Source organism: Streptomyces doebereineriae, from assembly GCF_031845645.1.
GTDB lineage: Bacteria > Actinomycetota > Actinomycetes > Streptomycetales > Streptomycetaceae > Streptomyces > Streptomyces canus.
In genome coordinates, this window is the sequence record NZ_JAVREZ010000009.1 from 199,867 (window position 1) to 222,786 (window position 22,920).

Annotated in this window: 21 protein-coding genes and 1 pseudogene; 13 read left to right on the forward strand and 9 right to left on the reverse strand. The window is 71.5% G+C overall.

Annotated elements, in window-relative coordinates:
* Positions 1-96 precede the first annotated feature (96 nt).
* Complete coding sequence (locus RNB18_RS26130; RefSeq protein WP_311716558.1) at positions 97-735, forward strand: class F sortase; 639 nt, start codon at positions 97-99, stop codon at positions 733-735.
* Here RNB18_RS26130 and cpt read toward each other — a convergent pair.
* Positions 719-1,264 carry a chloramphenicol phosphotransferase CPT gene (gene cpt, locus RNB18_RS26135; RefSeq protein WP_311716559.1) on the reverse strand — a complete coding sequence of 182 codons (546 nt, stop codon included), beginning with the start codon at positions 1,262-1,264 and terminating at the stop codon, positions 719-721. The genes RNB18_RS26130 and cpt overlap by 17 nt on opposite strands.
* Positions 1,265-1,279: 15 nt before the next feature.
* On the reverse strand, positions 1,280-2,062 hold the full coding sequence (locus tag RNB18_RS26140) for a sulfite exporter TauE/SafE family protein (protein WP_311716560.1): 783 nt from the start codon (positions 2,060-2,062) through the stop codon (positions 1,280-1,282).
* A 305-nt stretch (positions 2,063-2,367) separates the two neighbouring features.
* On the opposite strand from RNB18_RS26140, the gene RNB18_RS26145 reads away from it, so the two are divergent.
* From RNB18_RS26145 to RNB18_RS26170, 6 genes are all read left to right on the forward strand, one after another.
* Entirely contained in the window at positions 2,368-3,582 is a 1,215-nt protein-coding gene (locus RNB18_RS26145; protein ID WP_311716561.1) for an NAD(P)/FAD-dependent oxidoreductase, read from the forward strand.
* 1 nt (position 3,583) lies between these two features.
* Positions 3,584-6,178: a nitrite reductase large subunit NirB gene (gene nirB / locus RNB18_RS26150; protein ID WP_280866938.1), complete on the forward strand. Its 2,595-nt coding sequence runs from the start codon at positions 3,584-3,586 to the stop codon at positions 6,176-6,178.
* Positions 6,175-6,525, forward strand: coding sequence for a nitrite reductase small subunit NirD (gene nirD / locus RNB18_RS26155; protein ID WP_057615701.1), 351 nt, complete (start codon positions 6,175-6,177; stop codon positions 6,523-6,525). Before nirB ends, nirD begins: the two co-directional genes overlap by 4 nt.
* Positions 6,526-6,571: 46 nt before the next feature.
* Positions 6,572-7,156, forward strand: a complete 585-nt coding sequence (locus RNB18_RS26160) for a TetR/AcrR family transcriptional regulator (RefSeq protein WP_311716562.1) — start codon at positions 6,572-6,574, stop codon at positions 7,154-7,156.
* 72 nt (positions 7,157-7,228) lie between these two features.
* On the forward strand, positions 7,229-7,990 hold the full coding sequence (locus RNB18_RS26165) for an SDR family NAD(P)-dependent oxidoreductase (RefSeq protein ID WP_311716563.1): 762 nt from the start codon (positions 7,229-7,231) through the stop codon (positions 7,988-7,990).
* Positions 7,991-8,060: 70 nt separating this feature from the next.
* Entirely contained in the window at positions 8,061-8,711 is a 651-nt protein-coding gene (locus tag RNB18_RS26170) for a LysE family translocator (RefSeq protein ID WP_311716564.1), read from the forward strand.
* A 21-nt stretch (positions 8,712-8,732) separates the two neighbouring features.
* Here the strand turns inward: RNB18_RS26170 and RNB18_RS26175 are convergent, their stop codons facing one another.
* The 3 genes from RNB18_RS26175 to RNB18_RS26185 are packed head-to-tail and all read right to left on the reverse strand — an operon-like array spanning position 8,733 to position 12,440.
* The gene (locus RNB18_RS26175; RefSeq protein ID WP_311716565.1) at positions 8,733-9,659 is read right to left on the reverse strand and encodes an oxidoreductase; all 927 of its coding nucleotides are present in this window, start codon (positions 9,657-9,659) and stop codon (positions 8,733-8,735) included.
* A 31-nt stretch (positions 9,660-9,690) separates the two neighbouring features.
* Positions 9,691-11,838 (reverse strand): SulP family inorganic anion transporter, encoded by a 2,148-nt coding sequence (locus RNB18_RS26180; protein ID WP_311716566.1) that lies wholly within the window; start codon positions 11,836-11,838, stop codon positions 9,691-9,693.
* Complete coding sequence (locus RNB18_RS26185) at positions 11,835-12,440, reverse strand: carbonic anhydrase (protein WP_311716567.1); 606 nt, start codon at positions 12,438-12,440, stop codon at positions 11,835-11,837. Before RNB18_RS26185 ends, RNB18_RS26180 begins: the two co-directional genes overlap by 4 nt.
* 195 nt (positions 12,441-12,635) lie before the next feature.
* On the opposite strand from RNB18_RS26185, the gene RNB18_RS26190 reads away from it, so the two are divergent.
* The 3 genes and pseudogenes from RNB18_RS26190 to RNB18_RS26200 form a co-directional block, all read left to right on the forward strand.
* Positions 12,636-13,340 (forward strand): response regulator transcription factor, encoded by a 705-nt coding sequence (locus tag RNB18_RS26190; RefSeq protein WP_311716568.1) that lies wholly within the window; start codon positions 12,636-12,638, stop codon positions 13,338-13,340.
* Entirely contained in the window at positions 13,337-14,803 is a 1,467-nt protein-coding gene (locus RNB18_RS26195; RefSeq protein ID WP_311716569.1) for a sensor histidine kinase, read from the forward strand. Before RNB18_RS26190 ends, RNB18_RS26195 begins: the two co-directional genes overlap by 4 nt.
* A 103-nt stretch (positions 14,804-14,906) precedes the next feature.
* Positions 14,907-15,002 (forward strand): annotated as a pseudogene (locus tag RNB18_RS26200) (excalibur calcium-binding domain-containing protein); the annotation flags it as partial.
* A gap of 24 nt (positions 15,003-15,026) precedes the next feature.
* Here RNB18_RS26200 and RNB18_RS26205 read toward each other — a convergent pair.
* Positions 15,027-15,842 carry a TIGR03619 family F420-dependent LLM class oxidoreductase gene (locus tag RNB18_RS26205; RefSeq protein WP_311716570.1) on the reverse strand — a complete coding sequence of 272 codons (816 nt, stop codon included), beginning with the start codon at positions 15,840-15,842 and terminating at the stop codon, positions 15,027-15,029.
* Positions 15,839-16,540 (reverse strand): alpha/beta fold hydrolase, encoded by a 702-nt coding sequence (locus RNB18_RS26210; protein ID WP_311716571.1) that lies wholly within the window; start codon positions 16,538-16,540, stop codon positions 15,839-15,841. Before RNB18_RS26210 ends, RNB18_RS26205 begins: the two co-directional genes overlap by 4 nt.
* A gap of 64 nt (positions 16,541-16,604) precedes the next feature.
* Between RNB18_RS26210 and RNB18_RS26215 the strand changes: the two genes are divergently transcribed.
* The 3 genes from RNB18_RS26215 to RNB18_RS26225 all read left to right on the forward strand — a co-directional run bounded on the left by RNB18_RS26215 (position 16,605) and on the right by RNB18_RS26225 (position 18,360).
* Positions 16,605-16,973 carry a MerR family transcriptional regulator gene (locus RNB18_RS26215; protein WP_311716572.1) on the forward strand — a complete coding sequence of 123 codons (369 nt, stop codon included), beginning with the start codon at positions 16,605-16,607 and terminating at the stop codon, positions 16,971-16,973.
* A 104-nt stretch (positions 16,974-17,077) separates the two neighbouring features.
* Positions 17,078-17,269, forward strand: coding sequence for a hypothetical protein (locus RNB18_RS26220; RefSeq protein ID WP_311716573.1), 192 nt, complete (start codon positions 17,078-17,080; stop codon positions 17,267-17,269).
* Positions 17,270-17,496: 227 nt separating this feature from the next.
* Positions 17,497-18,360: an NAD(P)H-binding protein gene (locus tag RNB18_RS26225; RefSeq protein ID WP_311716574.1), complete on the forward strand. Its 864-nt coding sequence runs from the start codon at positions 17,497-17,499 to the stop codon at positions 18,358-18,360.
* Positions 18,361-18,497: 137 nt separating this feature from the next.
* Here the strand turns inward: RNB18_RS26225 and ppdK are convergent, their stop codons facing one another.
* Both ppdK and RNB18_RS26235 read right to left on the reverse strand, forming a co-directional pair.
* Positions 18,498-21,218 carry a pyruvate, phosphate dikinase gene (ppdK, locus tag RNB18_RS26230; RefSeq protein ID WP_311716575.1) on the reverse strand — a complete coding sequence of 907 codons (2,721 nt, stop codon included), beginning with the start codon at positions 21,216-21,218 and terminating at the stop codon, positions 18,498-18,500.
* 418 nt (positions 21,219-21,636) lie between these two features.
* Positions 21,637-22,839 carry an ROK family transcriptional regulator gene (locus tag RNB18_RS26235; RefSeq protein ID WP_311716576.1) on the reverse strand — a complete coding sequence of 401 codons (1,203 nt, stop codon included), beginning with the start codon at positions 22,837-22,839 and terminating at the stop codon, positions 21,637-21,639.
* Positions 22,840-22,920: the final 81 nt, after the last annotated feature.

The following is a 22,920-nucleotide window of genomic DNA, read 5'->3' on the forward strand; positions in this document are numbered from 1 at the left end:
GTCCGTCCGCCGGTACCGCATGTCCCCTCCCCCTCCGGGCCCGACGCCCCTCGCGGCCCGGAGGGGGACGGGCAGGCCGTCGAGGAGGAGGTTCCCGTGCGCAAGCGCAGCTTCGGCAACACCGTCATAGCGGGCGTCACCGTGGTGGCCCTGTGCACCGGCGCGTGGCTGCTGCGCAGCGGCGCCGAGACACATGCTCCGCCGCAGCCGTCCGCGGCCCAGGCGCACGCCGGACGGGTTTCGGGTGTGGACACCCGTCGGGCCGCGGCGCCCGCCCTGCCGCCGTCCCCGCCGGACCGCGTGCGCATCCCCGCGATCGGCGTGGACGCGCCGCTGATGGGCCTCGCCCTCACCCGGAGCGGCAGCCTCGACGTCCCGCCGACCGGCAGGAAGAACCTCGCCGGCTGGTACGAGGCCGGCACCACCCCGGGTGAGACGGGCACCGCCATCGTCGCCGGGCATGTCGACAACGCCGAAGGACCCGCGGTCTTCTACGACCTCGGCGCCCTCCGGAAGGGCAGCGCGATCGAGGTGGACCGGCGCGACGGAAGCGTCGCGGTGTTCACGGTGGACGCGGTCGAGGCGTACGACGCGAAGGACTTCCCCGACGAGAAGGTGTACGGCGCCGCGAACAGGCCCGAACTGCGGGTGATCACCTGTGGCGGGGGCTACTCGCGCTCGACCGGTTACCGGGGGAACGTGGTGGTGTTCGCGCATCTCACGGGGGACCGCTGACGACCGCCTCGGCGATGGTGCGCGCGCAGTCCAGGGCCTCGGTGTGGGTGGTGTCGACCTCGATGTCGTAGACCACGCCCTGGTGGACGAGTTCCGCCTGCTTCTCGGCCATCCCCCGCGACCGGTCGCCCCGGACGATCTCCCGCCCGGCGGCCACCTCCGCTTCGCACCGGACACCGACCCACAGCACGTCCAGTCCGTCCAGCGACTTCCGCCACCGGTCCTGCGAGTGCGCGCCGCCCAGGAACACGTCGTCGACGATCACCCGGGCGCCCGCCCAGGCCGTCGCGGCGACCCCGGCCCGCCAGGCCGCCTCCAGCCGCGTGAACTCCTCGCCCACGCTCACTCCGCCGTCCGCCGCGAACTCGATGCCCGTGCCGGAGGACTGGAGCGAGGCGGGCATCGACTCGACGAACCCGTCGATGCCGAAGGCCAGCCACGGGTCCGGCAGGACCGCCTGCAGACAGCGCACGATCCCGGACTTGCCCGAGCTGGAACCGCCGTTGAGCACGATCACCTGAGTCGTCACGGCGCCACGGTAGCTTCAGGCGAGCCACTGTTCGTACGCAATATTCACCACCAGCGCGAAGACGACCGTCAGCAGGACGACCCGCACGAACCCGCTGCCCTTCTTCAGTGCCGTATGCGCGCCCAGCATGCCGCCCGCGAGGTTGAAGAGGGCCATCAGGGCGGCGAGCCGCCACAGGACGGTGCCCTGCCAGGCGAACGTCGCCAGCGCGCCCGCATTGGTGCAGCAGTTGACGATCTTGGCGGTGGCGGAGGCGGTCACCAGGTCGAGGTGGAGGACGGCGGTGAGGGCGAGGACGAGGAACGTGCCGGTGCCGGGGCCGATCAGACCGTCGTAGAAGCCGATGCCGAGGCCCGCGAGACCGATCGCGGCGAGGATCTGGCGGCGGGTGGCCGGGCCGGTCGCGGGGGCGGTGCCGAAGGCGGGGCGCAGGATGACGAAGGCGGCGACACCCAGCAGTACGACCATGATCAGCGGCTTGAGCACCTCCGTGCTCATCCCCGCCGCGAGGAAGGCGCCGGCCGAGGAGCCGGCGACGGCGGCGATCCCGATGCGGACGGCCAGCCGTACGTCGACGGGGGCCTTGCGGGCGTACGTCACCGCGGCCCCCGAGGTGCCGACGATGGCGACCGCCTTGTTGGTGCCGAGCGCGTACGCGGCCGGGGTGCCGGCCGGCAGGCCGAGCAGCAGGACCGGCAGCAGAAGGAGCCCTCCACCGCCGACCACGGCGTCGATCCAGCCTGCGGCGAGGGCTGCTACGCACAAAACGACGATCATGGTCAGCGATATGTCGGGCATGATCGCGACCCTAAGGGACCCCGGGGACACCCTGGACCGCCGTGTGATCGCGGCGGCGGAACGTGCGTACCGTCACACGGCGGTGGAACGGGGCCGCTGCACAGGGGGCCGAGAGAGGACGGGTCGTAGACCACGGCGTACGCCCTCACCGGCACCGACGCCCGCCCCGCGGCCCTCCTCACAGTGCGCACCAGCTGTCCGTGCCGAACCCTCACATCCGGTCCCGGCATCTGCTGAGGGCAGCGTTCCCCGCGGGAAACAGACGTGATGCGGTCGGGTAACACCCGCAACGCACGCTCCTAGACATGACCTCGAATACGCGTGTGGTGGTGATCGGCGCCGGGCTCGCGGGCGTCCGGCTCGCCCGGCGGCTCGGAGAGCTCGGCACGCCCGTGACGCTCGTCGGCGAGGAGGAGCACCGCCCGTACAACCGGGTGCTCCTCGCCGAGGTGCTGGCGGGACGGTACACCCCGGACGTGATCGCGCTTCCGGCGCCGGCCGCGCTGACCCGTGCCCGGGTCCTGGGCATCGACCGCGAGGCGCGGACCGTCGAGTGCGCGGACGGTTCGAAGATCGCATACGACCGGCTGGTTCTGGCCACCGGCTCGAACCCGGTACTGCCGCCGCTGCGCGGTCTGTTCACCCCCGACCACGAGCTGCCGGAGGGTGTCCACGCCTTCCGCACCATGGACGACTGCCTGGGTCTGTCCAAGGCTGTCCGGCCGGGAGTGAAGGCGGTCGTGATCGGCGGCGGGCTCCTCGGGGTCTCGGCGGCCCGCGCGCTCGCCCAGCGTGGCGCCCAGGTCATGCTGGCCCAGCAGTCCGAGCGGCTGATGGAGCGCCAGCTCGACCCGAGCGCGTCCAAGCTGGTCCGGCGCCACCTCGGAGACCTCGGTGTCGAGGTCCACACCGATCTGCGCGTCCGTGACGTGCGCTGCGTCGGCGGCGCGGTCCGCTCGGTCGAGATGGCCGACGGATACGCCCTCGACGCCGAGATCGTGGTCCTGGCCTGCGGGGTCCACCCCCGTGTCGGTCTCGCACAGACCGCGGGCCTTCAGGTCCGCAAGGGAGTCGTCGTCGACGACGAACTGCGCACGTCCGACCCGTACATCCACGCCATCGGCGACTGCGCCCAGCACGACGGCAATGTCTACGGCCTCGCCACCCCGGCCCTCGAACAGGCCGATGTGCTCGCCGAGTTGCTGGCCGGTCGGGTGAACGCCCGCTACACCGGCACCCGTTCGCTGACCCGGCTCACACTGCCCGGCCAGACCGCCTTCGACCTGGCGGCGTTCGGCGAGACCGAGGCGCTCCCGGGCGACGACGTCGTCCAGCTCGCGGACGCCACCCGCGGCACCTATCGCAAGGTCGTCGTGCGCGACGACCGCCTGGTCGGCGGGGTTCTCGTCGGCGAACTCGGCACCGTCGGCGCGCTCGCCCGCGCCTGGGAGGGAGCAGAGCCGCTCCCCTCCGACGGCGGCCCGCTGCTCCACCTGCTCACCAACGATGGAGGCTCCTGAGATGACCGCCACCCCGGGGCCCACCCCCACGATCGTGCTCGTCGGCCACGGCATGGTCGGCCAGCGCTTCCTCGAAGCACTCGCCGAGCGCGGCATGACTGCCACCCACCGCGTGGTCGTGCTGTGCGAGGAGCCGCGTCCCGCGTACGACCGCGTCGCGCTCACCTCGTACTTCTCGGGCAAGACGCCCGAGGACCTCTCCATGACGGACATGGAGTTCATCGAGACGCACGGCATCGAGCTGTACGTCGGCGACCCCGCCGTTGCCGTCGACCGCGAGGCGAAGACGGTCACCGCGAAGTCCGGGCAGGTCTTCGCGTACGAGACCCTCGTCCTCGCCACCGGCTCCTACCCGTTCGTGCCGCCGGTCCCCAACAAGGACGCCGCGGGCTGTTTCGTCTACCGCACGATCGAGGACCTCCTCGCCATCGAGGAGTACGCGAAGACCCGCACCACCGGTGCCGTGGTCGGCGGCGGTCTGCTCGGTCTGGAGGCGGCCGGCGCGCTGAAGGGTCTCGGACTCACCTCCCACATCGTGGAGTTCGCGCCGCGGCTGATGCCGGTGCAGGTCGACGAGGGCGGTGGCGCGGCGCTGCTGCGCACCATCGAGGAGATGGGCCTGAGCGTCCACACCGGGGTGGGCACGCAGGAGATCGTGGTCGACGCCGAGGGTGCCGTCACCGGCATGAAGCTCTCCGACGGCAGCGAACTCGCCACCGACCTGGTGGTGTTCAGCGCCGGTGTCCGCCCCCGCGACCAGCTGGCCCGCGACTGCGGCCTCACGGTCGGCGAGCGCGGCGGCATCACGGTCGACGAGCAGTGCCGTACGGTCGCCGACCCGCACGTCTTCGCGATCGGCGAGTGCGCGCTGGCCGCCGACGGCCGGGTGTACGGCCTGGTGGCGCCCGGTTACGAGCAGGCCGAGACGGCCGCGGCGACCATCGCCTCCGACGAGGCCGCCTTCCTCGGCGCCGACCTGTCCACCAAGCTGAAGCTGCTCGGTGTGGACGTCGCCTCCTTCGGTGACGCGCACGGCGCGACCGCGGACTGCCTCGACGTCGTCTACTCCGACTCGCGTGCGGGCCTGTACAAGAAGCTGGTCATCGGCCGCGACGGCACGCTGCTGGGCGGCATCCTGGTCGGCGACGCGGAGGCGTACGGCACGCTGAAGGCGTTCACCGGTTCGGTCCCGCCGGTCAAGCCCGAGTCGCTGGTGCTGCCCGCCGGTGCCGGGGAGTCGGTCCAGCTCGGCCCGACCGCGCTGCCGGACGACGCGATCATCTGCTCCTGCAACAACGTCCGCAAGGGCACGATCCGCGCCGCGGTCACCGACCACCAGTGCACGACCGTGCCCGAGGTGAAGAAGTGCACCAAGGCCGGTACGACGTGCGGCAGTTGCGTCAAGGTGCTCGGCCAGCTGGTCACCGCCGAGCTGGAGGCGTCCGGCGTCGAGGTCGACAAGGGCCTGTGCGGCTGCTTCTCGCAGACCCGCGAGGAGCTCTACGAGATCGTCCTCGCCCTGCGCATCAACACCTACCAGGACCTCCTGGACCGCTACGGCCGCGACGGCGCCAAGGGCGGCGACGGCTGCGAGATCTGCAAGCCGGCGGTCGGCTCGATCATCGCCTCCCTCGCCCCGACCATCGGCGCGAGCGGCTATGTCCTGGACGGCGAGCAGGCGTCCCTGCAGGACTCCAACGACCACTTCCTCGCCAACATCCAGAAGAACGGCTCGTACTCGGTCGTCCCGCGCATCCCCGGTGGTGAGATCACCCCGGAGGGCCTCATCGTGATCGGTGAGATCGCCCGCGACTTCGGCCTCTACACGAAGATCACCGGTGGCCAGCGGATCGACATGTTCGGCGCCCGCGTCGAGCAACTCCCGCTGATCTGGACCCGGTTGGTGGATGCCGGCTTCGAGTCCGGCCACGCCTACGGCAAGTCCCTGCGCACGGTGAAGTCCTGCGTCGGCCAGACCTGGTGCCGCTACGGCGTCCAGGACTCGGTCCGCATGGCGATCGACCTGGAGCTGCGCTACCGGGGCCTGAGGTCGCCGCACAAGCTCAAGTCGGCGGTCTCCGGCTGCGCCCGCGAGTGCGCCGAGGCCCAGTCGAAGGACTTCGGCGTCATCGCCACCTCCAACGGCTGGAACCTCTACGTCGGCGGCAACGGCGGCGCGACCCCCCGCCACGCGGACCTCTTGGCCCAGGACCTCTCGGACGCCGAACTGATCAAGTTGATCGACCGGTTCCTGATGTTCTACATCCGCACCGCGGACCGTCTGGAGCGCACCTCGACCTGGCTGGAGCGCATCCCCGGCGGCCTGGACCACGTCCGTGACGTGGTCGTGGAGGACTCCCTCGGCATCTGCGAGGAGCTGGAGTCCCTGATGACGGCCCACGTGGCGCACTACGCCGACGAGTGGGCGACCACCATCAACGACCCCGAGAAGCTCGCCCGGTTCGTGTCCTTCGTGAACGCCCCCGACACCCCCGACCCGGTCGTCGGCTTCGTCGCCGAGCGCGACCAGATCAAGCCCGACCTGCCGCTGCTGACCATCGGCCACCGCCCCCTGGAAGGAAGCGCCCAGCGATGACTCTGGCACCCGAGACCACCGACCTGAAGGTCGAACTCCAGCTGAACGACGACTGGTTCGCGGTCTGCGAGCTGGCCCGGCTGCTCCCCGGCCGGGGCGTGGCGGCCCTGCTGCCCGACGGCCGTCAGGCCGCCCTGTTCCGCGACCGCGCCGGCAACCTGTACGCCGTCGACAACCGCGACCCCTTCGGCGGCGCGGCGGTCCTCTCCCGCGGCCTGACCGGCACCCACCAGGGACGGCCGTTCGTGGCCTCACCGCTGCTGAAGCAGCGCTTCGACCTGGAGACCGGGCAGTGCCTGGACGACGAGTCGGTGCGGATCACGACGTACGCGGTGCGGGCGGCGTAGGAACCTTTCTTGACCGACCGTTCTCGATAAGTCTAGGCTGCGATACGTGGCCAGGACCAAGGAGTTCGATCCCGATGCCGCGCTGCAGGCAGCTCTGGAGCTGTTCTGGCGGCGCGGCTACGAGGCGACGTCGATGTCCGACCTCGTGGAGCACCTCGGCATCGGGCGGGCCAGCATCTACGCCACCTTCGGCAGCAAGCACGAGCTGTATCTGAGGGCCCTGGACCGCTACGACCGGGCAGGACTCCCGCCGATCGTGCGGGAGCTGTCCCAGCCGGGGCCCGCGCTGCCGGCCGTGCGGGCGGTCGTACGGCGGTACGCCACGGAGGCCGCCGACGAGCAACTGCGCCGGAACGGCTGCATGGTCACCAACGCGGCGGCCGAACTGGCCCCGCACGACCCGGCTGCCGCGCGGCACGTCGAGCGCAACTGGGACCAGCTGGAGACCGTGCTGCACTCGGCACTGGTCCGCGCGCAGGCGCAGGGCGAACTGCCTGCGGATCGCAACCCGTTGACTCTCGCCAGGATGCTGCTGGTGCTGCTCCAGGGGCTGCGTGTCGTCGGCAAGGCGTCGGCGGACCCGGCACGGGTGCGGGACGCGGCGGAACAGGCGTTGGCGCTGCTCGACTGAACCCTTTCAGGGCGGGCGGCGCCCCTTATTTGCCGCTATATTGAACCGATCGGTCAAGAATCAGGGGAGATCATGACGCGCTTCATCGGCAGGACCGCTCTCGTCACCGGCGCGGGCTCGGGAATCGGCCGGGCCATCGCCCTGGCGTTCGCCGCGGAGGGTGCGCAGGTGGTCGTCGCCGGACGCGGGCGGGAGCCGCTGACGGAAACGGTCCGGCTGATCGAGGAGGCGGGCGGGAAGGCACTCATGGTGACGGGGGACGTCGCGCGGGACGCCGAGATCCAGGCCGTCGTGGACGCCGCGGTGGACCGCTTCGGCTCGCTCGACGTGGCCGTCAACAACGCGGGGGTGTTCCGGGGCGGGCAGCCCTTGGCCGAACTGTCGTCGGCGGACTGGCAGGAGCAGCTCGACATCAACCTCACCGGGATGTTCCTGGCGCTCCGGGCGGAGATCCGCCAGATGCGCTCGCAGCCCTCCGGCGGCGCGATCGTGAACCTCGCCTCCACCTTCGGCGCCCACACCCGCGCCCCCGGCGCCGCCGCGTACGCCGCCACCAAGGCGGCCGTCTCCGCCCTCACCCGGGGCGCGGCCCTGGACCACATCCACGAGGGCGTCCGCATCAACGCGGTCAGCCCCGGCGCGGTGGACACCCCGATGTCCCTGCGCCCCGGCGAGACGGAAGCGGACCGCGCCGAGCGTGCGAAGGCCACCCTCCCCCTGGGCCGTGTCTCGACCACGTCCGAGATCGCCGCCGCCGTCCTGTACCTGGCCTCGGACGACGCCTCGTCGGTGGTGGGCACCGACCTGGTGGTGGACAGCGGGGCGACGGCCTGACGTCCACTGGCGAAGATCGGCCGGAGAAAATCCGCTGGAGGGCTTGGGTCCCCCGTGTTTGCATGGCGCCATGGTGCCCACCGACCGTCTCCTCGCCTTCGCGGCCATGTCGTTCCTGCTGATCGTGGTCCCCGGACCCAGCGTGCTGTTCGTGATCGGCCGGGCACTCGCTCAGGGCCGGCGTGCCGCCCTGACCACGGTGGCGGGGAACACGGTCGGCGCCTATGTGCTGGTGCTGGCCGTCGCGTTCGGGGTCGGCTCGATCGTGGAGCGCTCGGTCCTGGTCTTCACCACGCTCAAGCTCGCCGGTGCCGCCTACCTCGTGTACCTGGGCGTCAAGGCGTGGCGCGGGCGCGGGTCGCTGCGCGCGGCGTTCGCCGAGGACGTGACGGCTGCGGCGGCGGGACACGGCGGTCTGCGGACGTTCTGGGAGGGGTTCGCGGTCGGCGTGACCAACCCCAAGACCATCGTGTTCTTCGCCGCCGTACTGCCGCAGTTCGTGGACCGCGGCGAGGGCCATGTGGCCGCGCAGATGCTGCTGCTCGGGCTGGTGTTCAACGTCATCGCGCTGGTCTCCGACGCCGTGTGGGGACTGGTCGCGGCGACCGCGCGGGGCTGGTTCGCCCGCTCGCCGCGCCGCCTCTCCCTGGTGGGCGGGGTCGGCGGACTGACCATGATCGGCCTCGGTGTGACGGTGGCGGTGACGGGCCGGAAGGACTGAGGGCTCAGGGCCTCAGCGGGCTCAGACCTTCAGGGCGTCGTACGTCACCTCCGTAAGCTCCTCCGAGGCGGCCCAGAGGAGTGAGGCGGCCCGGTCGTCGCGGGTCCAGGGGGCCCGCCAGGAGGGGGCCGGGGAACCGCGCCACCCTGCCAGGGACGGGCCGGTGAAGGAGTCGGGCGGTACGTCGGGGGCGGTGGCCGCGTAGAGGGTCGGGAGGGCGCCGGCGTCGGCGGACTGGGCGAAGAAACGGTTGCCGACCCGCATGAAGCGTTCCGCCGCCCTGCGGCCCGCCATCTTCGGGCCCGCCGTCTGGAGGTTGGTGGCCGCGTAGCCGGGGTGCGCCGCCGCCGCGACCACGTCCGAGCCGTGGGCCGCCAGCCTGCGGGCCAGTTCGTGGACGAAGAGGAGGTTGGCGGTCTTGGAGCGGGCGTAGGCGACCCAACGACGGTAGCGGCGCTCGCTGTTGAGGTCGTCGATGTCGATGTTGGCCAGCGCGTGCGCCGTGCTGGAGACGGTCACGACGCGCGCGGCGGGTGTCTCGAGAAGCGTGGGCAGCAGCAGGCCGGTCAGCGCGAAGTGGCCCAGGTGGTTCGTGCCGAACTGCGTTTCGAAGCCGTCCGCCGTGGTGCCGTACGGCAGCGCCATCACGCCCGCGTTGTTGATCAGCAGGTCGAGGCGGTCGTAGGGGTACGCCGCCGCGAACTCCCGTACGGAGGACAGGTCTCCGAGATCCAGGCGGGCGAACTGCACCGCCGCGCCCGGTACTTCGGCGACCAGCCGCTCCCCGGCCCCGGCACCGCGCGCCTCGCTGCGGCAGGCGAGCAGCACGCGGGCACCCCTACGGGCCAGCTCCCGCGCGGTGACGTACCCGATCCCGCTGTTGGCCCCGGTGACGACGGCCACGCGTCCGCTCTGATCGGGGATGGCCTTCTCGTTCCAGCCGGACATGACCGAGCTCCCTCCGCCGACGGGGTGGGGCTCAGCCTATGAGCGGAGAGCGCGGCGCGTAATCCTCCGGTACGGGCCTGGTGTCCAGGTAGAACCATTCGACCCCGGGTCCCGGCTCACCCACGAACGTCTCGGCTGCGGAGGAGGCCGGGGTGCGGAAGCCGTCGGGCCGGGTGCCCGGCGCCTCGTCAGCCCCGGCTGCGGAGAAGTCGTGGGCGTCGGAAATGTCAGGCCAGGAGGCGGCGGCTCCGGGTCGGGCGGCCCCCGTATCGAATGCGTGCCCCTCGCCGCCGACGGCCGTGTCGGAGACCTGGTCGCCGAGGGCCGGCTCGGCGACGGTCCTGCCCCCGAAGGCCCACTCGCCCGGTGCCCCGGCGTCGACCGCGCTCACCCCGGCACCCTGCGCCCCGGCACCCGCGGACGCCGCCCCAGCACCCGCACCCGCGGACGTCACCCCCGCACCCACCATCCCAGCGCTCCCAGACGCCGTCCCGACGGTCCGTGCGTCGGGCGGCGAGGTCGTGGCCGCCGAGGCCGCCGCGACCACCCCCGGCCCTGGCATCAGCAGTTCCACCCGCAGCCCCCTCCCCCGCTGCTGGGCCGTGAACTCCTCCACCTGGCTGCGGCAGGCGTGGTCCAGGTGGGTCACGCCGGTGAGGTCGAGGCGGATGCGGGGCTTGCCGGAGGCGGCTGCGGACTCCAGGGCCTCGATGACCTTCGGCAGGCGCAGGAAGGTCGCGTTGCCGGCCATGACGATCTTCGCGGTGTCGTCCTCTATGTGGTGCCGGATCACGGTCTGCGACATGCGCAGGGCGGCCAGCACGATGCCGGCCGCGAGCCCCACGAGCACACCCTCCAGCAGCGCGGTCGCCACGATGACGAGCGTGGTGACGGTCATGACCACGAACTCGCCCCGGTCCTGGCGCCACATCTTCGGGAACTCCTCCGGCGCGAGCAGCTTCCAGCCACTGTGCACCAGGACCCCGGCCAGCACGGAGATCGGGATCAGCGCGAGGACCTGCGGGAGCAGCAGCGCGAAGGCCAGCAGCCATAGACCGTGCAGGGTGCGGGAGAGCCGGGTCTTCGCGCCCGCCTGGACGTTCGCCGAACTGCGGGCGACCACGGCCGTGATCGGCAGCGCGCCGAGGATGCCGGCCACCGTGTTCCCGGCGCCCTGGGCCACGAGTTCGGTGTTGTAGCGGGTGCGCGGACCGCTGTGCATACGGTCCACGGCCGCCGCCGTGAACAGGCTCTCCGCCGAGGCGATGACCGTGAAGGTGAGGATCGACGTGATGATCGCCGCGTCGGCGAGACCCGCGAACTGCTCGGCGCCCGGCACCTGTACGGCCGCGAGCAGGTTGCCGACCTGGAGGGTCTTCACCTCGACCCCGGGCAGCGCGGCGACCGCGATCCCGATACCCACCGCGACCAGCGCGGCCGGGACCTTCCTGACCGGCCCCGGCGCCTTCTTCCACACGAAGCTCAGGACGACGGTGACGATGCCGAGCAGCAGCGCGGTCATCGCCTGCCGGTCGGTCAGGACGTTCGCGAGCAGCCCGGGGATCCCGGCCATGTTCTCGATCGGCGTGCCGGGCGCCTTGTCGTCGGCCATCGGATAGGCCTGGCTGAACATCAGCGGCAGCCCGATCCCGGCGAGCATGCCCTGCACGACGGCGATCGAGATGGCCTGGAACATCCGCCCGAGCCGTACGACACCGAGCACGACCTGGAGGATTCCCGAGCACAGGACGATCACCCCGAGCATGGCCACCCCGTGCTCGGCGACCGTCTCCGCCACCAGCGCGGCGAGCCCCGCGGCGGGACCGCTGACCTGCAGGGTGCTGCCGCGGACCGCGCCGACCACGAGTCCGCCGATCACCCCGGAGATGATGCCCAGTTCGGCCGGGACCCCGGAGGCGACGGCCACCCCGATGCAGAGCGGCAGGGCGACGAGGAACACGACGAGGGAGGCGGTGATCTCGGTGCCGAGGTCACCCTTCGGGCCCTTGGGTGCCGGTGGACCCTGGGGTGCCTGTGAGCCCTGGGGTGCCTGTGGGCCCCCGGATGTCTGGGGGCTCCTCGGCTCCCGCGAGTCGGCCGGTTGCCCCGAACTGCTCGTTTCCCTACGGCCTTTCGGCGCGGCCCTGTCCCCCCGCCCCCGCGCATGTGCCCCGCTCATCCGGCGTGCACCCGGAAGCGGCCGTCCTCGTCGAGCTCGTGCACCTGGCCGGTGTCGACCTCGTAGTACCAGCCGTGCAACCGCAGCCGGTCGGTGTCGAGCCGCTGCCGCACCACGGGGTAACTCCGCAGCGCGGCCAGCTGGTTGACGACGTTGCGCTGGACGACGTCGGAGAGCTCGAGATCGTCGGGGGCGCCGGTGAGCACGGAGGCCAGGGACGGGCGGGCCAGGCCCAGCCACGCGTCCACCCCGGGCAGCGCGGTCAGGTCGTCGCCGGAGCGCAGCGCCCCCATCGCCCCGCAGTGTGAGTGACCGCACACGACCACGTCCTGAACCCCGAGCACCTCCAGTGCGTACTCGATGGTGGCGGCCTCACCACCGGCCGCGTGTTGTCCGTACGACGGCACGATATTGCCCGCATTGCGCAGCTCGAATATCTCACCGGGCCGGGCTCCGGTGATGAGCGCGGGGATGACCCGTGAGTCCGAGCAGGTAATGAAGAGCGCCTCCGGGTATTGCCCCTCGGCCAGTTTCCGGTATTCGCCGCTCTCGAAATCCACGCGTCGCCTGAACGAGCGCGCACGATCCAGCAATGCCTTCAAAGCAGCCTCCTGAGCTGGGAGTTCGACCAGTGCGCATCACCGTAGAGGGGCGATGTACAGAGGAAGGTTAAAAGCGGGCCAGAGTGCGGCCAGGAGCAGGACATTCTTTTTCCCGACTCCCGGTACGCGCCTGCTTCTTGTAGCGTGTCGGGCACAGGGTGGAAAATATGAATTCGGGTGGGAGAGATAAGACGTATGGGCCTGCGCGTGCTGCTCATCGAGGACGACGAGACGATCGCCGAACCCCTGGCCGAGGGCCTCGGGCACTTCGGCCTGACGGTCGATCACGTGACCACCGGCACCGAGGGACTGAGAGGGCCGTACGGCGATGTCGTGCTCCTGGACCTGGGGCTGCCGGACATGGACGGCATCGACGTCTGCCGGGGCATCCGTGAGGTCTCCGACGTCCCGATCGTCATCCTCAGTGCGCGCGGGGAGGAGGCCGACCGGGTACTGGGCCTGGAACTGGGCGCCGACGACTATCTCCCGAAGCCGTTCAGCGTACGGGAGTTGGTGGCCCGGGTGCGGGCCGTGACCCGGCGGACGCGGCGCACGCAGGAGGCCGCCGTCCCGCCGCCCGCGGCGGCGCCCGCGCCCGAACCCGGTCCGCTCGCCGTGGACCGCCGTACCCGGCAGGTCTGGGTCGGCGAGGCCCAAGTACCGCTCACGCCGAAGGAGTTCGACCTGCTCGCGCTGCTCACCGAGGACCCGGGCGCGGTCTACTCCCGGCAGCAGATCCTGGACCGGGTCTGGGACCCGTTCTACGAAGGTCCGACGAAGACGCTGGACGTCCATGTCGCCTCGCTGCGAAGGAAGTTGGGACATCCGGCCTGGATCCAGACACTGCGCGGGGTCGGCTTCCGGCTGGCGGTGCACACCGGACCGGCCGGGCCGGCATGACGCGCCGGATCCTGCTCAGCTATCTCACTCTGGCCGTTCTGGTGCTGCTCTGCCTGGAGATCCCGCTGGGGTTCGTGTATTCACGCGGCGAGCGGGAGCGGGTGGTGGGCGCCGCGCGGGACGAGGCCGAGTCGGTCTCCGCGTACGCGGCGCTGGCGCTGGAGACGGGTCGCGCCGAGCGGGACCTGCCCCAGCGGGTGGTCCACTGTGCCGCGCGCATCGGCGGGAAGGTGGTCGTCGTGGACGGGACGGGCGCTCTGCTGGCCTCCTCGCACCCGCTGTCCGAGGGGGCGTCCGCCGCGCTGGCCTCCCGACCGGGCATCGTGGCGGCCCTGCGGGGCGCGTCGACGGCGGACGCGCGCACCTCCACGATCGGCGGGGTCGAGTACCTGTCGGTCGCCGCACCCATGGGCCACGGCGCTCAGGGTGCCGTGTGGCTGACGGTCCCCACCCGGATGGTGCACGAGCGCGTCCACCACGTGTGGCTGCTGCTCGCCCTCGGCGGGCTCGGTGTCCTCACGGCCGTCGTCCTGGTGGGTTTCGGCATCGCCCGCTGGACCGGCCGCCCCATCCGTGAACTGGAGCGGGCCACACACGAGTTGGCGGACGGGGGCCGCGCGACGCCGGTGGCGGTGACCAAAGGCCCGCCCGAAGTCCGCAGTCTGGCCGCCGCGTTCAACCGTACGGCGGCCCGGCTCGCCCATCTTCTGGACGCTCAGCGCGCCTTCGCGGGCGAGGCCTCGCACCAGCTCAAGACGCCGCTGGCCGCGCTGCGGCTGCGGCTGGAGAACCTGGAGCCGAGCGTGTCCGCGCGCGGCCGGGGCAGCCTGACCGCGGCCGTGACGGAGACCGACCGGCTGGCCCGGATGGTGGAGGGGCTGCTCGCGATGGCCCGGCTGGAGGAACACGCGGCGACGCGGGGTCTGGTGGACGTCGGCGAGGTCTGCGCGGAGCGGCACCGCACCTGGCTGCCGCTCTACGGCCGGCAGGGCGTCTCGCTGGTTCTGTTCGCGGGCAGCGGGGGTCCGGTCCTCGCGCTCCCGGGCGCCGTGGAGCAGATCCTGGACAACCTGCTCTCCAACGCCCTGCGCGCCTCACCGGCCGGCAGCACGGTGACCGTGGAACTGCGTCCGTACGCCCCGTCCCGCCGCGCCCTCCGCCCCGGCTGGGTGGACCTGCACGTCACCGACGAGGGTCGCGGCATGACGGCCGACGAGCGCGCCCGCGCCTTCGACCGGTTCTGGCGCGCACCGGGCGCCCCCAAGGGCGGCACCGGTCTGGGACTCGCCCTGGTCCAGCGGCTGGCACACGCGAGCGGCGGCGAGGCGAGCCTGCGCGCGGCAGCGACCGGCGGACTGGACGCGGTGGTCCGGCTGCCGTCGGCACAGGGGCCGCCGGCGGGCGGACAGTTTCCGGGCCGGGCAAGCGAGCGACGCAGGGAGACGCCGGTGGTGCGGGCGTAGGGGGCATCGGCAGGGAGGAGCCACCGGCTCCGCCGTCCGCCTCTCGGCCCGCTCCCAAGTGAGCCGGTAGCGGTACGTCCTACCCGCTCTCGCGCGCACCGAGGCCCGCGCCGCCGGTGCCGCCCCGATCCACCGAGGCGTTCCGGGGCACGCCTCCCACCTGGACCGGGACAACGACGGGGTGGCCGATGACAGTTGAGCCGATGAGGTGACCCCGACCCCATCAGGGACGGGCCGCTCGGGCGAAGGCGGCCATGCGGTGGGCGTATCCGTCCGGGGCGCCGAAGTGCACCGCCAAGTGCTCCGCTCCGGCGCCCCGGAAGGCCTCGGCGATGCGAGCGGCCTCGCCGGGCGTGCGGTTCGGGGCGGACCAGTCGAGGCGGGTGCCGGGAGAGACCGTGCGGTCGCACATGTGGGCCCGTAGGTAGGCCAGGCGTTCACCGAATGCCTTCGGGTCCAGACCCACGCCCTGCCAGACGTCGGCACAGCGGGCCGCCCGGCGCAGGGCTGCGTCGGTGACACCGCCGGTCATGACCGGTACCGGACCCACGGGGCGCGGCTCGAAGACGCCCGCCTCGAAGCCGTACCAGCGCCCCTCGAAGGGACCCCGGCCGACCTCGAACAGGTGCCGGAGCAGCGCGATCGCCTCGTCCGTGCGGGCCGCCCGGCTGCCGAAGTCGGCGCCGAGGGCGGTGAACTCCCGCTCGTCCCAACCGATTCCGACCCCCAGGGTGATCCGCCCACCGGACAGCGCGTGAAGGGTCGCGACCTGTTTGGCCACCACGAAAGGACTGCGCAGGGGCAGGACGAGCACGGAGGTGCCCAGCCTGATCCGGCCGGTCGCGGCGGCCAGCCACCCCAGCGTCACCAGCGGTTCGAGGACCCCGCCGTACACGGGGCCGTACTCGCCGGGCGGCAGGAGGTGATCGGGAAGCCATGCGGTGTCGTAGCCGAGGTCCTCGGCCTGTCGTGCCAGGTCGGCGAGTTGGCGCGGGTCGGCGCCCGCGGTCTCGTTCGGAAGGACGACCTGGAGCTTCACTCCCCCTCACCGCCCTGCGAGAGCGAGTCCAGAAAGCCGAGCACCGGCTTCAGCCACTCCTTTGGCCGCTCGACCATGACCACGTGGTCGCTGTCGATCTCCGCGTACCGCGCACCCCGGATCCCGGCGGCCAGGGCGCGGGATCCCTCGGGCAGGACCAGACTGTCGGCGGTCGTCGCGACGACGAGCGTCGGGACGGTGACCCCGGCCAGGTCGGCGGTGATGTCGAGGGAGTGGACCATGTCGAGGTGCGGCTGGAGTGCGGGAGGCTCCTCGGCCCGCCAACCGGGGATCAGGCCGAGCAGGTGGTCGTCGGGCCGGGCGAATCCGGCGGTCAGCACGAGCGCCGTCACCCGCTCGGGATGCCGTACGGCGGCACGCACCGCCACCAGCGTGCCGAGCGAGAACCCGAGCACCGCAAACCGCTCGACGCCGTGCCGTACGGCGGCGTCGACGACCGAGTCCGCGAGCGCGTCGAGGTCCAGCGGGACGTCGGCGACCGGGGTTTCGCCCGAGCCGGGATAGTCCGGGGCGACAACGGTGTGGGCGGCGGCGAGGGCGGGCAGCACCGGCGCGAAGTTGCCTTCGATGCTGCCGGTGGCGCCATGGGCCAGCAGCAGCCCCGGGCCGGTGCCGGTGACGGTGGTGGCGAGGGAAGGGAGGGCGGAGGAAGGGAGGGCGGGGAATGAATCGCGCATGCCCCGTACGTTGACCCATCACATCGGTGTGAGGGTCAAGTCCCCGGCGTAGTGAGGAGAGTCAGTGCTGATAGGCGAGCTGTCACGGCAGACCGGAGTCGCCCACCGACTGCTGCGGTACTACGAGGAGCAGGGCCTGCTGTGCCCCGACCGTGACACCAGCGGCTACCGCGTCTACGCACCCGACGCCCCGTACGTCGTCGCCCGCATCCGGGGCATGCTGGCGGCGGGACTGACCACCGACGCCATCCGCGAGATGCTGCCGTGCGCCACCGGCGCCGGGCCGGGGATCGAGCCCTGCCCGGAGGTGCTGCGCACGATGGCCGTACACCTGGAACGTCTCGACACGGACATCGAGGACCTGCGCCGCCGACGGGCCGCGCTGGCCGAGTTCCGTGAGGCGACCGAGGCGCGGCAGGAGCGGGTTCGCTGAGGCGGTCGCGAACCCTGGAGGAGTCCTTGCGGAGGGCTACCTTCCGGTCACGTCACGTTCGCGTCACGGGGAACTGCAGCGCGGCCTACACGGCCGGGCAAGACGTGCACCACGGCACCGATCTCGACCGGGACGGCGACGGCATCGGCTGCGACCAACCGCCCGCGGACTGCGTGGCCCACGACGAGGCGGCGACCGCCGAGGACACCGGCAAGGACAACCGCGCGACCTCGCCGAGACCGGAGCCGACGGTGCCACCCTTGCGCGCACGAGCCGGGTCGAGCAACAGGCCGTAGGCGTACGGGTTCGCCGGACCGAAGTCGATCTGCGTGTGCCATCCGGCGCGGAGGTCTTCCACCGGGTCGTCCGAGGGGCCACGTGCTCGGCGAAGACATGCTCCGCGGCGGCATCCAGCAGGGCGTCGACGATGGTATCGCCGGACCCGCAATCGACGGAGCCAGCGGAATTATCAGTGATACCGTTATTTTTATTCCGCTGGAAACATCATGGACTGGAGACACGCATGCTGATCGTGACGGGAGCCACCGGCCACCTCGGATCACTGATCGTCGACCGCCTGCTGGAGCGGATACCGGCCCACCGGATCGGCGTCAGCGTCCGCGACGTGGGCAAGGCAGCCCATCTCGCCGAGCGCGGCGTCCGGGTCCGGGCGGGAGACTTCACCGAGCCCGGCGGGCTGAAGCACGCCTTCGAGGGCGCCGAGCGGCTCCTGGTCGTCTCCGCGGCCATTCGCGGCGGCGGCGCGCTGACCGCCAACTGCGCCGCCGTCGACGCGGCACGGGAAGCGGGCGCCCGGCACATCCTGTACACCAGCCACCAGGCCGCCTCCCCCACGTCGCTCTTCCCGCCGCAGCGCGTCCACGCGGCCACCGAGGAGCATCTGGAGCGGCAAGGAGTCCCCTACACCGCTCTTCGTAACGGGTTCTACGCCTCCGCCCTGAGCCCGTACCTCGCCATGGCGCTCAAGACCGGCACACTCGCCGTGCCTCAGGACGGTCCGGTGTCCTGGACGGCCCACGAGGATCTGGCGGAAGCCGCGGCCGTCGCCCTGGCCGAGGACGGCGTACTCGAAGGAATCACGCCATCGCTGACAGCGCCCCGCACGCTGGACTTCGCCGATGTCGCCGGCATCCTCGGCGACCTCACGGCCCGGACCGTCACCCGAGTCGTCATGGACGACGACGAGTGGACGTCCGCGGCGGTCGCCGGCGGGATGCCACGGCCGGTGGCGGAGTTCGCCCTGACGATGTTCGCCGCGTCCCGCAACGGCGAGTTCAACACCACCGACCCCACCCTGGAAGCCACCGTCGGCCACCCCGCGAGGACCGTCCACGAGGTCCTGGAGACCGCCTTGCGCGCCATATGAATCGCACGCCACGCGAAGAGAGAGGGCGGCACCCCCGCACAAGGGTGCCGCCCTCTCTTCGTGATCCGGAGCCGCCGCCCATCGGATGAGGGTCGGGGACGGGCGGCGGATCCGGGGTCCAGTGGCCCGGCCGGGGCCTACCGGTGGCCGCTGCCGTTCGCCGTGATCGCCGCGCGCCCCGCCTCCAGGCGGGCCACCGGGATGCGGAACGGGGAGCAGGAGACGTAGTCCAGACCCACCTCGTGGAAGAAGTGGACCGACTCCGGGTCGCCGCCGTGCTCACCGCAGACGCCGAGCTTGAGGTCGGGGCGGGTCTTGCGGCCCGCCTCGGCGGCCAGCTTCACCAGGGAGCCCACGCCGTCCTTGTCGATCGTCTCGAACGGGGAGACACCGAAGATGCCCTTCTCCAGGTAGGCCGTGAAGAAGCTCGCCTCCACGTCGTCCCGGCTGAAGCCCCACACCGTCTGGGTGAGGTCGTTGGTGCCGAAGGAGAAGAACTCCGCGGCCTCCGCGATCTGACCGGCGGTCAGCGCGGCGCGCGGGAGTTCGATCATCGTGCCGATCGACAGCTTCAGCTCCACACCCGTCGCCGCCTCGACCTCCGCGACGACCTGGTCGGCCTCCTCGCGGACGATCTCCAGCTCCTGGACCGTGCCCACCAGCGGGATCATGATCTCCGCGCGCGGGTCGCCCTTGGCGTTCTTGCGTTCCGCCGCCGCCTCCGCGATCGCGCGGACCTGCATGGTGAACAGGCCGGGGATGACCAGGCCGAGGCGCACTCCACGCAGGCCCAGCATCGGGTTCTGCTCGTGCAGCCGGTGCACGGCCTGGAGCAGCCGCAGTTCGTTCTCGTGCGGCTCCTGACGGGACTCCGCCAACGCCACGCGGACCGACAGTTCGGTGATGTCGGGCAGGAACTCGTGCAGCGGCGGGTCCAGCAGCCGTACCGTCACCGGCAGCCCGTCCATCGCCGAGAACAGCTCCACGAAGTCCTGCTTCTGCAGCGGGAGCAGCGCCTTCAGCGACTCCTCGCGCTCGGTCTCCGTGTCGGCCAGGATCAGCCGCTCGACCAGTTCGCGGCGGTCACCGAGGAACATGTGCTCGGTACGGCAGAGGCCGATGCCCTGGGCACCGAAGCGACGGGCGCGCATCGCGTCCTCGGCGTTGTCCGCGTTGGCCCGCACTCGCAGGCGCCGCTTGCGGTCCGCGAACGCCATGATCCGGTGCACGGCCTCGACCAGCTCGTCGGCGTCGTTGGCGCCCGCGTGCATCCGGCCCTCGAAGTACTCGACGACCGGCGACGGCACGACCGGGACCTCGCCCAGGTAGACCTTGCCCGACGAGCCGTCGATGGAGATCAGGTCGCCTTCCTCGACGACGTGTCCGCCCGGAACCGTCATCCGGCGCCGCTTGGTGTCGACCTCCAGCTCCTCCGCGCCACAGACACAGGTCTTGCCCATGCCGCGCGCGACCACGGCCGCGTGGGAGGTCTTGCCGCCGCGCGAGGTCAGGATGCCCTCGGCCGCGATCATGCCGTCGAGGTCGTCGGGGTTCGTCTCCCGGCGGACCAGGATGACCTTCTCGCCCGAGCGCGACCACTTCACCGCGGTGTACGAGTCGAAGACCGCCTTGCCGACGGCCGCGCCCGGCGAGGCCGCGATGCCCCGGCCGACCTGCGCGACCTTGGTGTTCTCGTCGAAGCGCGGGAACATCAGCTGGGCGAGCTGGGCGCCGGTGACGCGCTGCAGCGCCTCCGCCTCGTCGATCAGGCCCTGGTCCACCAGCTGGGTCGCGATCCGGAAGGCCGCACCCGCCGTGCGCTTGCCGACCCGGGTCTGGAGCATCCACAGCTGACCGCGCTCGATGGTGAACTCGATGTCGCAGAGGTCCTTGTAGTGGTTCTCCAGCGTCTCCATGATCTGCATCAGCTGGTCGTACGACTTCTTGTCGATCTGCTCCAGCTCCGCGAGCGGGACGGTGTTGCGGATGCCCGCGACGACGTCCTCGCCCTGGGCGTTCTGGAGGTAGTCGCCGTAGACGCCCTGGTGGCCGGAGGCGGGGTCACGGGTGAACGCGACGCCGGTGCCGGAGTCCGGGCCGAGGTTGCCGAAGACCATCGAGCAGACGTTGACCGCGGTGCCCAGGTCGCCGGGGATGCGCTCCTGGCGGCGGTAGAGCTTGGCGCGGTCGGTGTTCCAGGAGTCGAAGACCGCGTGGATGGCGAGGTCCATCTGCTCGCGCGGGTCCTGCGGGAAGTCCCGGCCCGCCTCCTTCTTGACGATCTTCTTGAAGGCGGTGACGAGCTTCTTGAGGTCGGCGGCCTCCAGGTCGGTGTCGACCGTGACCTTCTTGGCCTCCTTGGCCTTCTCGAGGGCCTCCTCGAAGAGGTCGCCGTCGACGCCGAGGACGGTCTTGCCGAACATCTGGATGAGCCGTCGGTAGGAGTCCCAGGCGAAACGGTCGTCGCCGGCCTGCTTGGCGAGCCCCTGGACCGACTTGTCGGAGAGACCGATGTTCAGGACCGTGTCCATCATTCCCGGCATCGAGAACTTCGCGCCGGAGCGGACCGAGACGAGCAGCGGGTCGTCGGCCTGGCCGAGCTTCTTGCCCATGCGCTGCTCCAGCGCATCGAGGTGCGCACTCACCTCGTCACGCAGTGCCGCGGGCTCCTCGCCGCTGTCCAGGTAGACCTTGCAGGCTTCCGTCGTGATGGTGAAGCCGGGGGGAACGGGGAGTCCCAGGTTGGTCATCTCGGCGAGGTTCGCGCCCTTGCCACCCAGGAGGTCCTTGAGGTCCTTGTTTCCCTCGGTGAAGTCGTAGACGAACTTCGCTACGTGGGGTTCTTTGTTTTCCGACACGGGTCTCGACTCCCTCGAGGACGCGGTGGCTGCCCTGACGGCGAGGAACATACCCAGATCGAAGGCGTCTGGGTACGTCTACTCGGGCGTCATACGCCCGTAACCAGTCGTCCGCCAGCGGATCGAAAGTCAAAGCTTGGCAAGCGACAAGCGGCGGATGTTTTCACTTCTTGAACGCGGCAATCCCCACAGGCCCTCCTAACCGCTCATTCGAGCGCCTATTCGCACGCCTGATTTCGATCGATGAACGATCAAGGGGTGGCACTGAGTGCCACCCCTTGGAGAAGTGCAGTCGCCCAAGATCCGCTCATCCGAGCGGCACCCTTCTCAAGGGTGGCGAGAATCACGCTGCCACAGGGTGCCGGATTTCACCATGCGGACGCGCATTCGGACGGAAGCAGAGGCGGAAACACGGACGTCATACGCCCATGGCCAGCAACCTCTCCTCGATCCGCTCGGGCGCGTACAGATGCTCCACGACCAGCGCACCCGCCCCGATCAGCCCGGCCCGCTCCCCCAGCCGCGAGGTCACGACCTCCAGCCGGGCGGTGGAGCGGGGCAGCGCCCGCTGATACAGCAGCTCCCGGACGCCCGTGAGGAAGGGAGTGCCGGCCAGATCTCCGGCGATCATCAGAACTCCGGGGTTCAGCAGGGTCACGACGGTCGCGAGAACGTCCCCGACCTGCCGCCCCGCCTCGCGCGCGAGCGCCGCCGCCTCCGGATGCCCGGACGCGAGCAGGTCGCGCACATCCGAGCCCGAGGCCGCCGGCACCCCGGTCGCCGCCAGCCGCCGCGCCACGGCACCACCGCTCGCGACGGCGGCGAGACAGCCGTAGGAACCGCACCGGCACAGCGCCTCCGCGCCCGCGGGGACCCGGATATGGCCGAGGTCGCCCGCGCCGCCGTCGATGCCCCGGTAGACCGAACCGTCGACCACGACTCCGGCGCCGATGCCCGTCGAGACCTTGACCAGCACGAACGCCGAGCAGTCGGGGTAGGCCGTGCGCTGTTCGCCGTACGCCATGAGGTTGGCGTCGTTGTCGACGAGCACGGGGACCGGACCGGTCCCGGTGTGCTCGGTGAAGGCTCCGGACAGGCGGCCTCTTATGTCGTAGCCGTCCCAGCCGGGCATGATCGGCGGCTGGACCACCCGGCCGCTCTCCAGGTCGACCGGGCCCGGCACGGCGAGCCCGATCCCGCAGACCTCCTCGGCCCGGTGCCCGGCCTTCTCCAGCAGCTCGGCGAACCAGCGGCCCAGCTCGCCGAGCACGGCGTCCGGTCCGTCCTCGATCACCAGGGTGCCGCTGTGCTCGGCGAGGATCTCGCCGGCGAGGGACAGCACGCACGCGCGCGCGTGCCGGGTCTCCAGGTCGGCGGCGAGGACGACGGCATGGGCGTCGTCGAACTCCAGGGTGATGGAGGGGCGGCCGCCCAGCGGGGAGTCGACGGGGCCCCCGGCGCCCTCGCGCAGCCAGCCCGCGCGGAAGAGCCGGTCGAGGCGCTGGCCGACGGTCGCCCGGGACAGTCCGGTGGCCTGCTGGAGCGCCCCGCGCGTGACGGCTCGCCCGCTGCGGACCAGTTCGAGCAGATCTCCGGCGCCGGTCTGACTCCGTCCGGTCATGCGCACCCCCTTGTGTTTCTCAACTCTGCATTACATTCTGAGTTTTGCGTGTTAAATAGACGTAACCCTACGGTAGCCCTG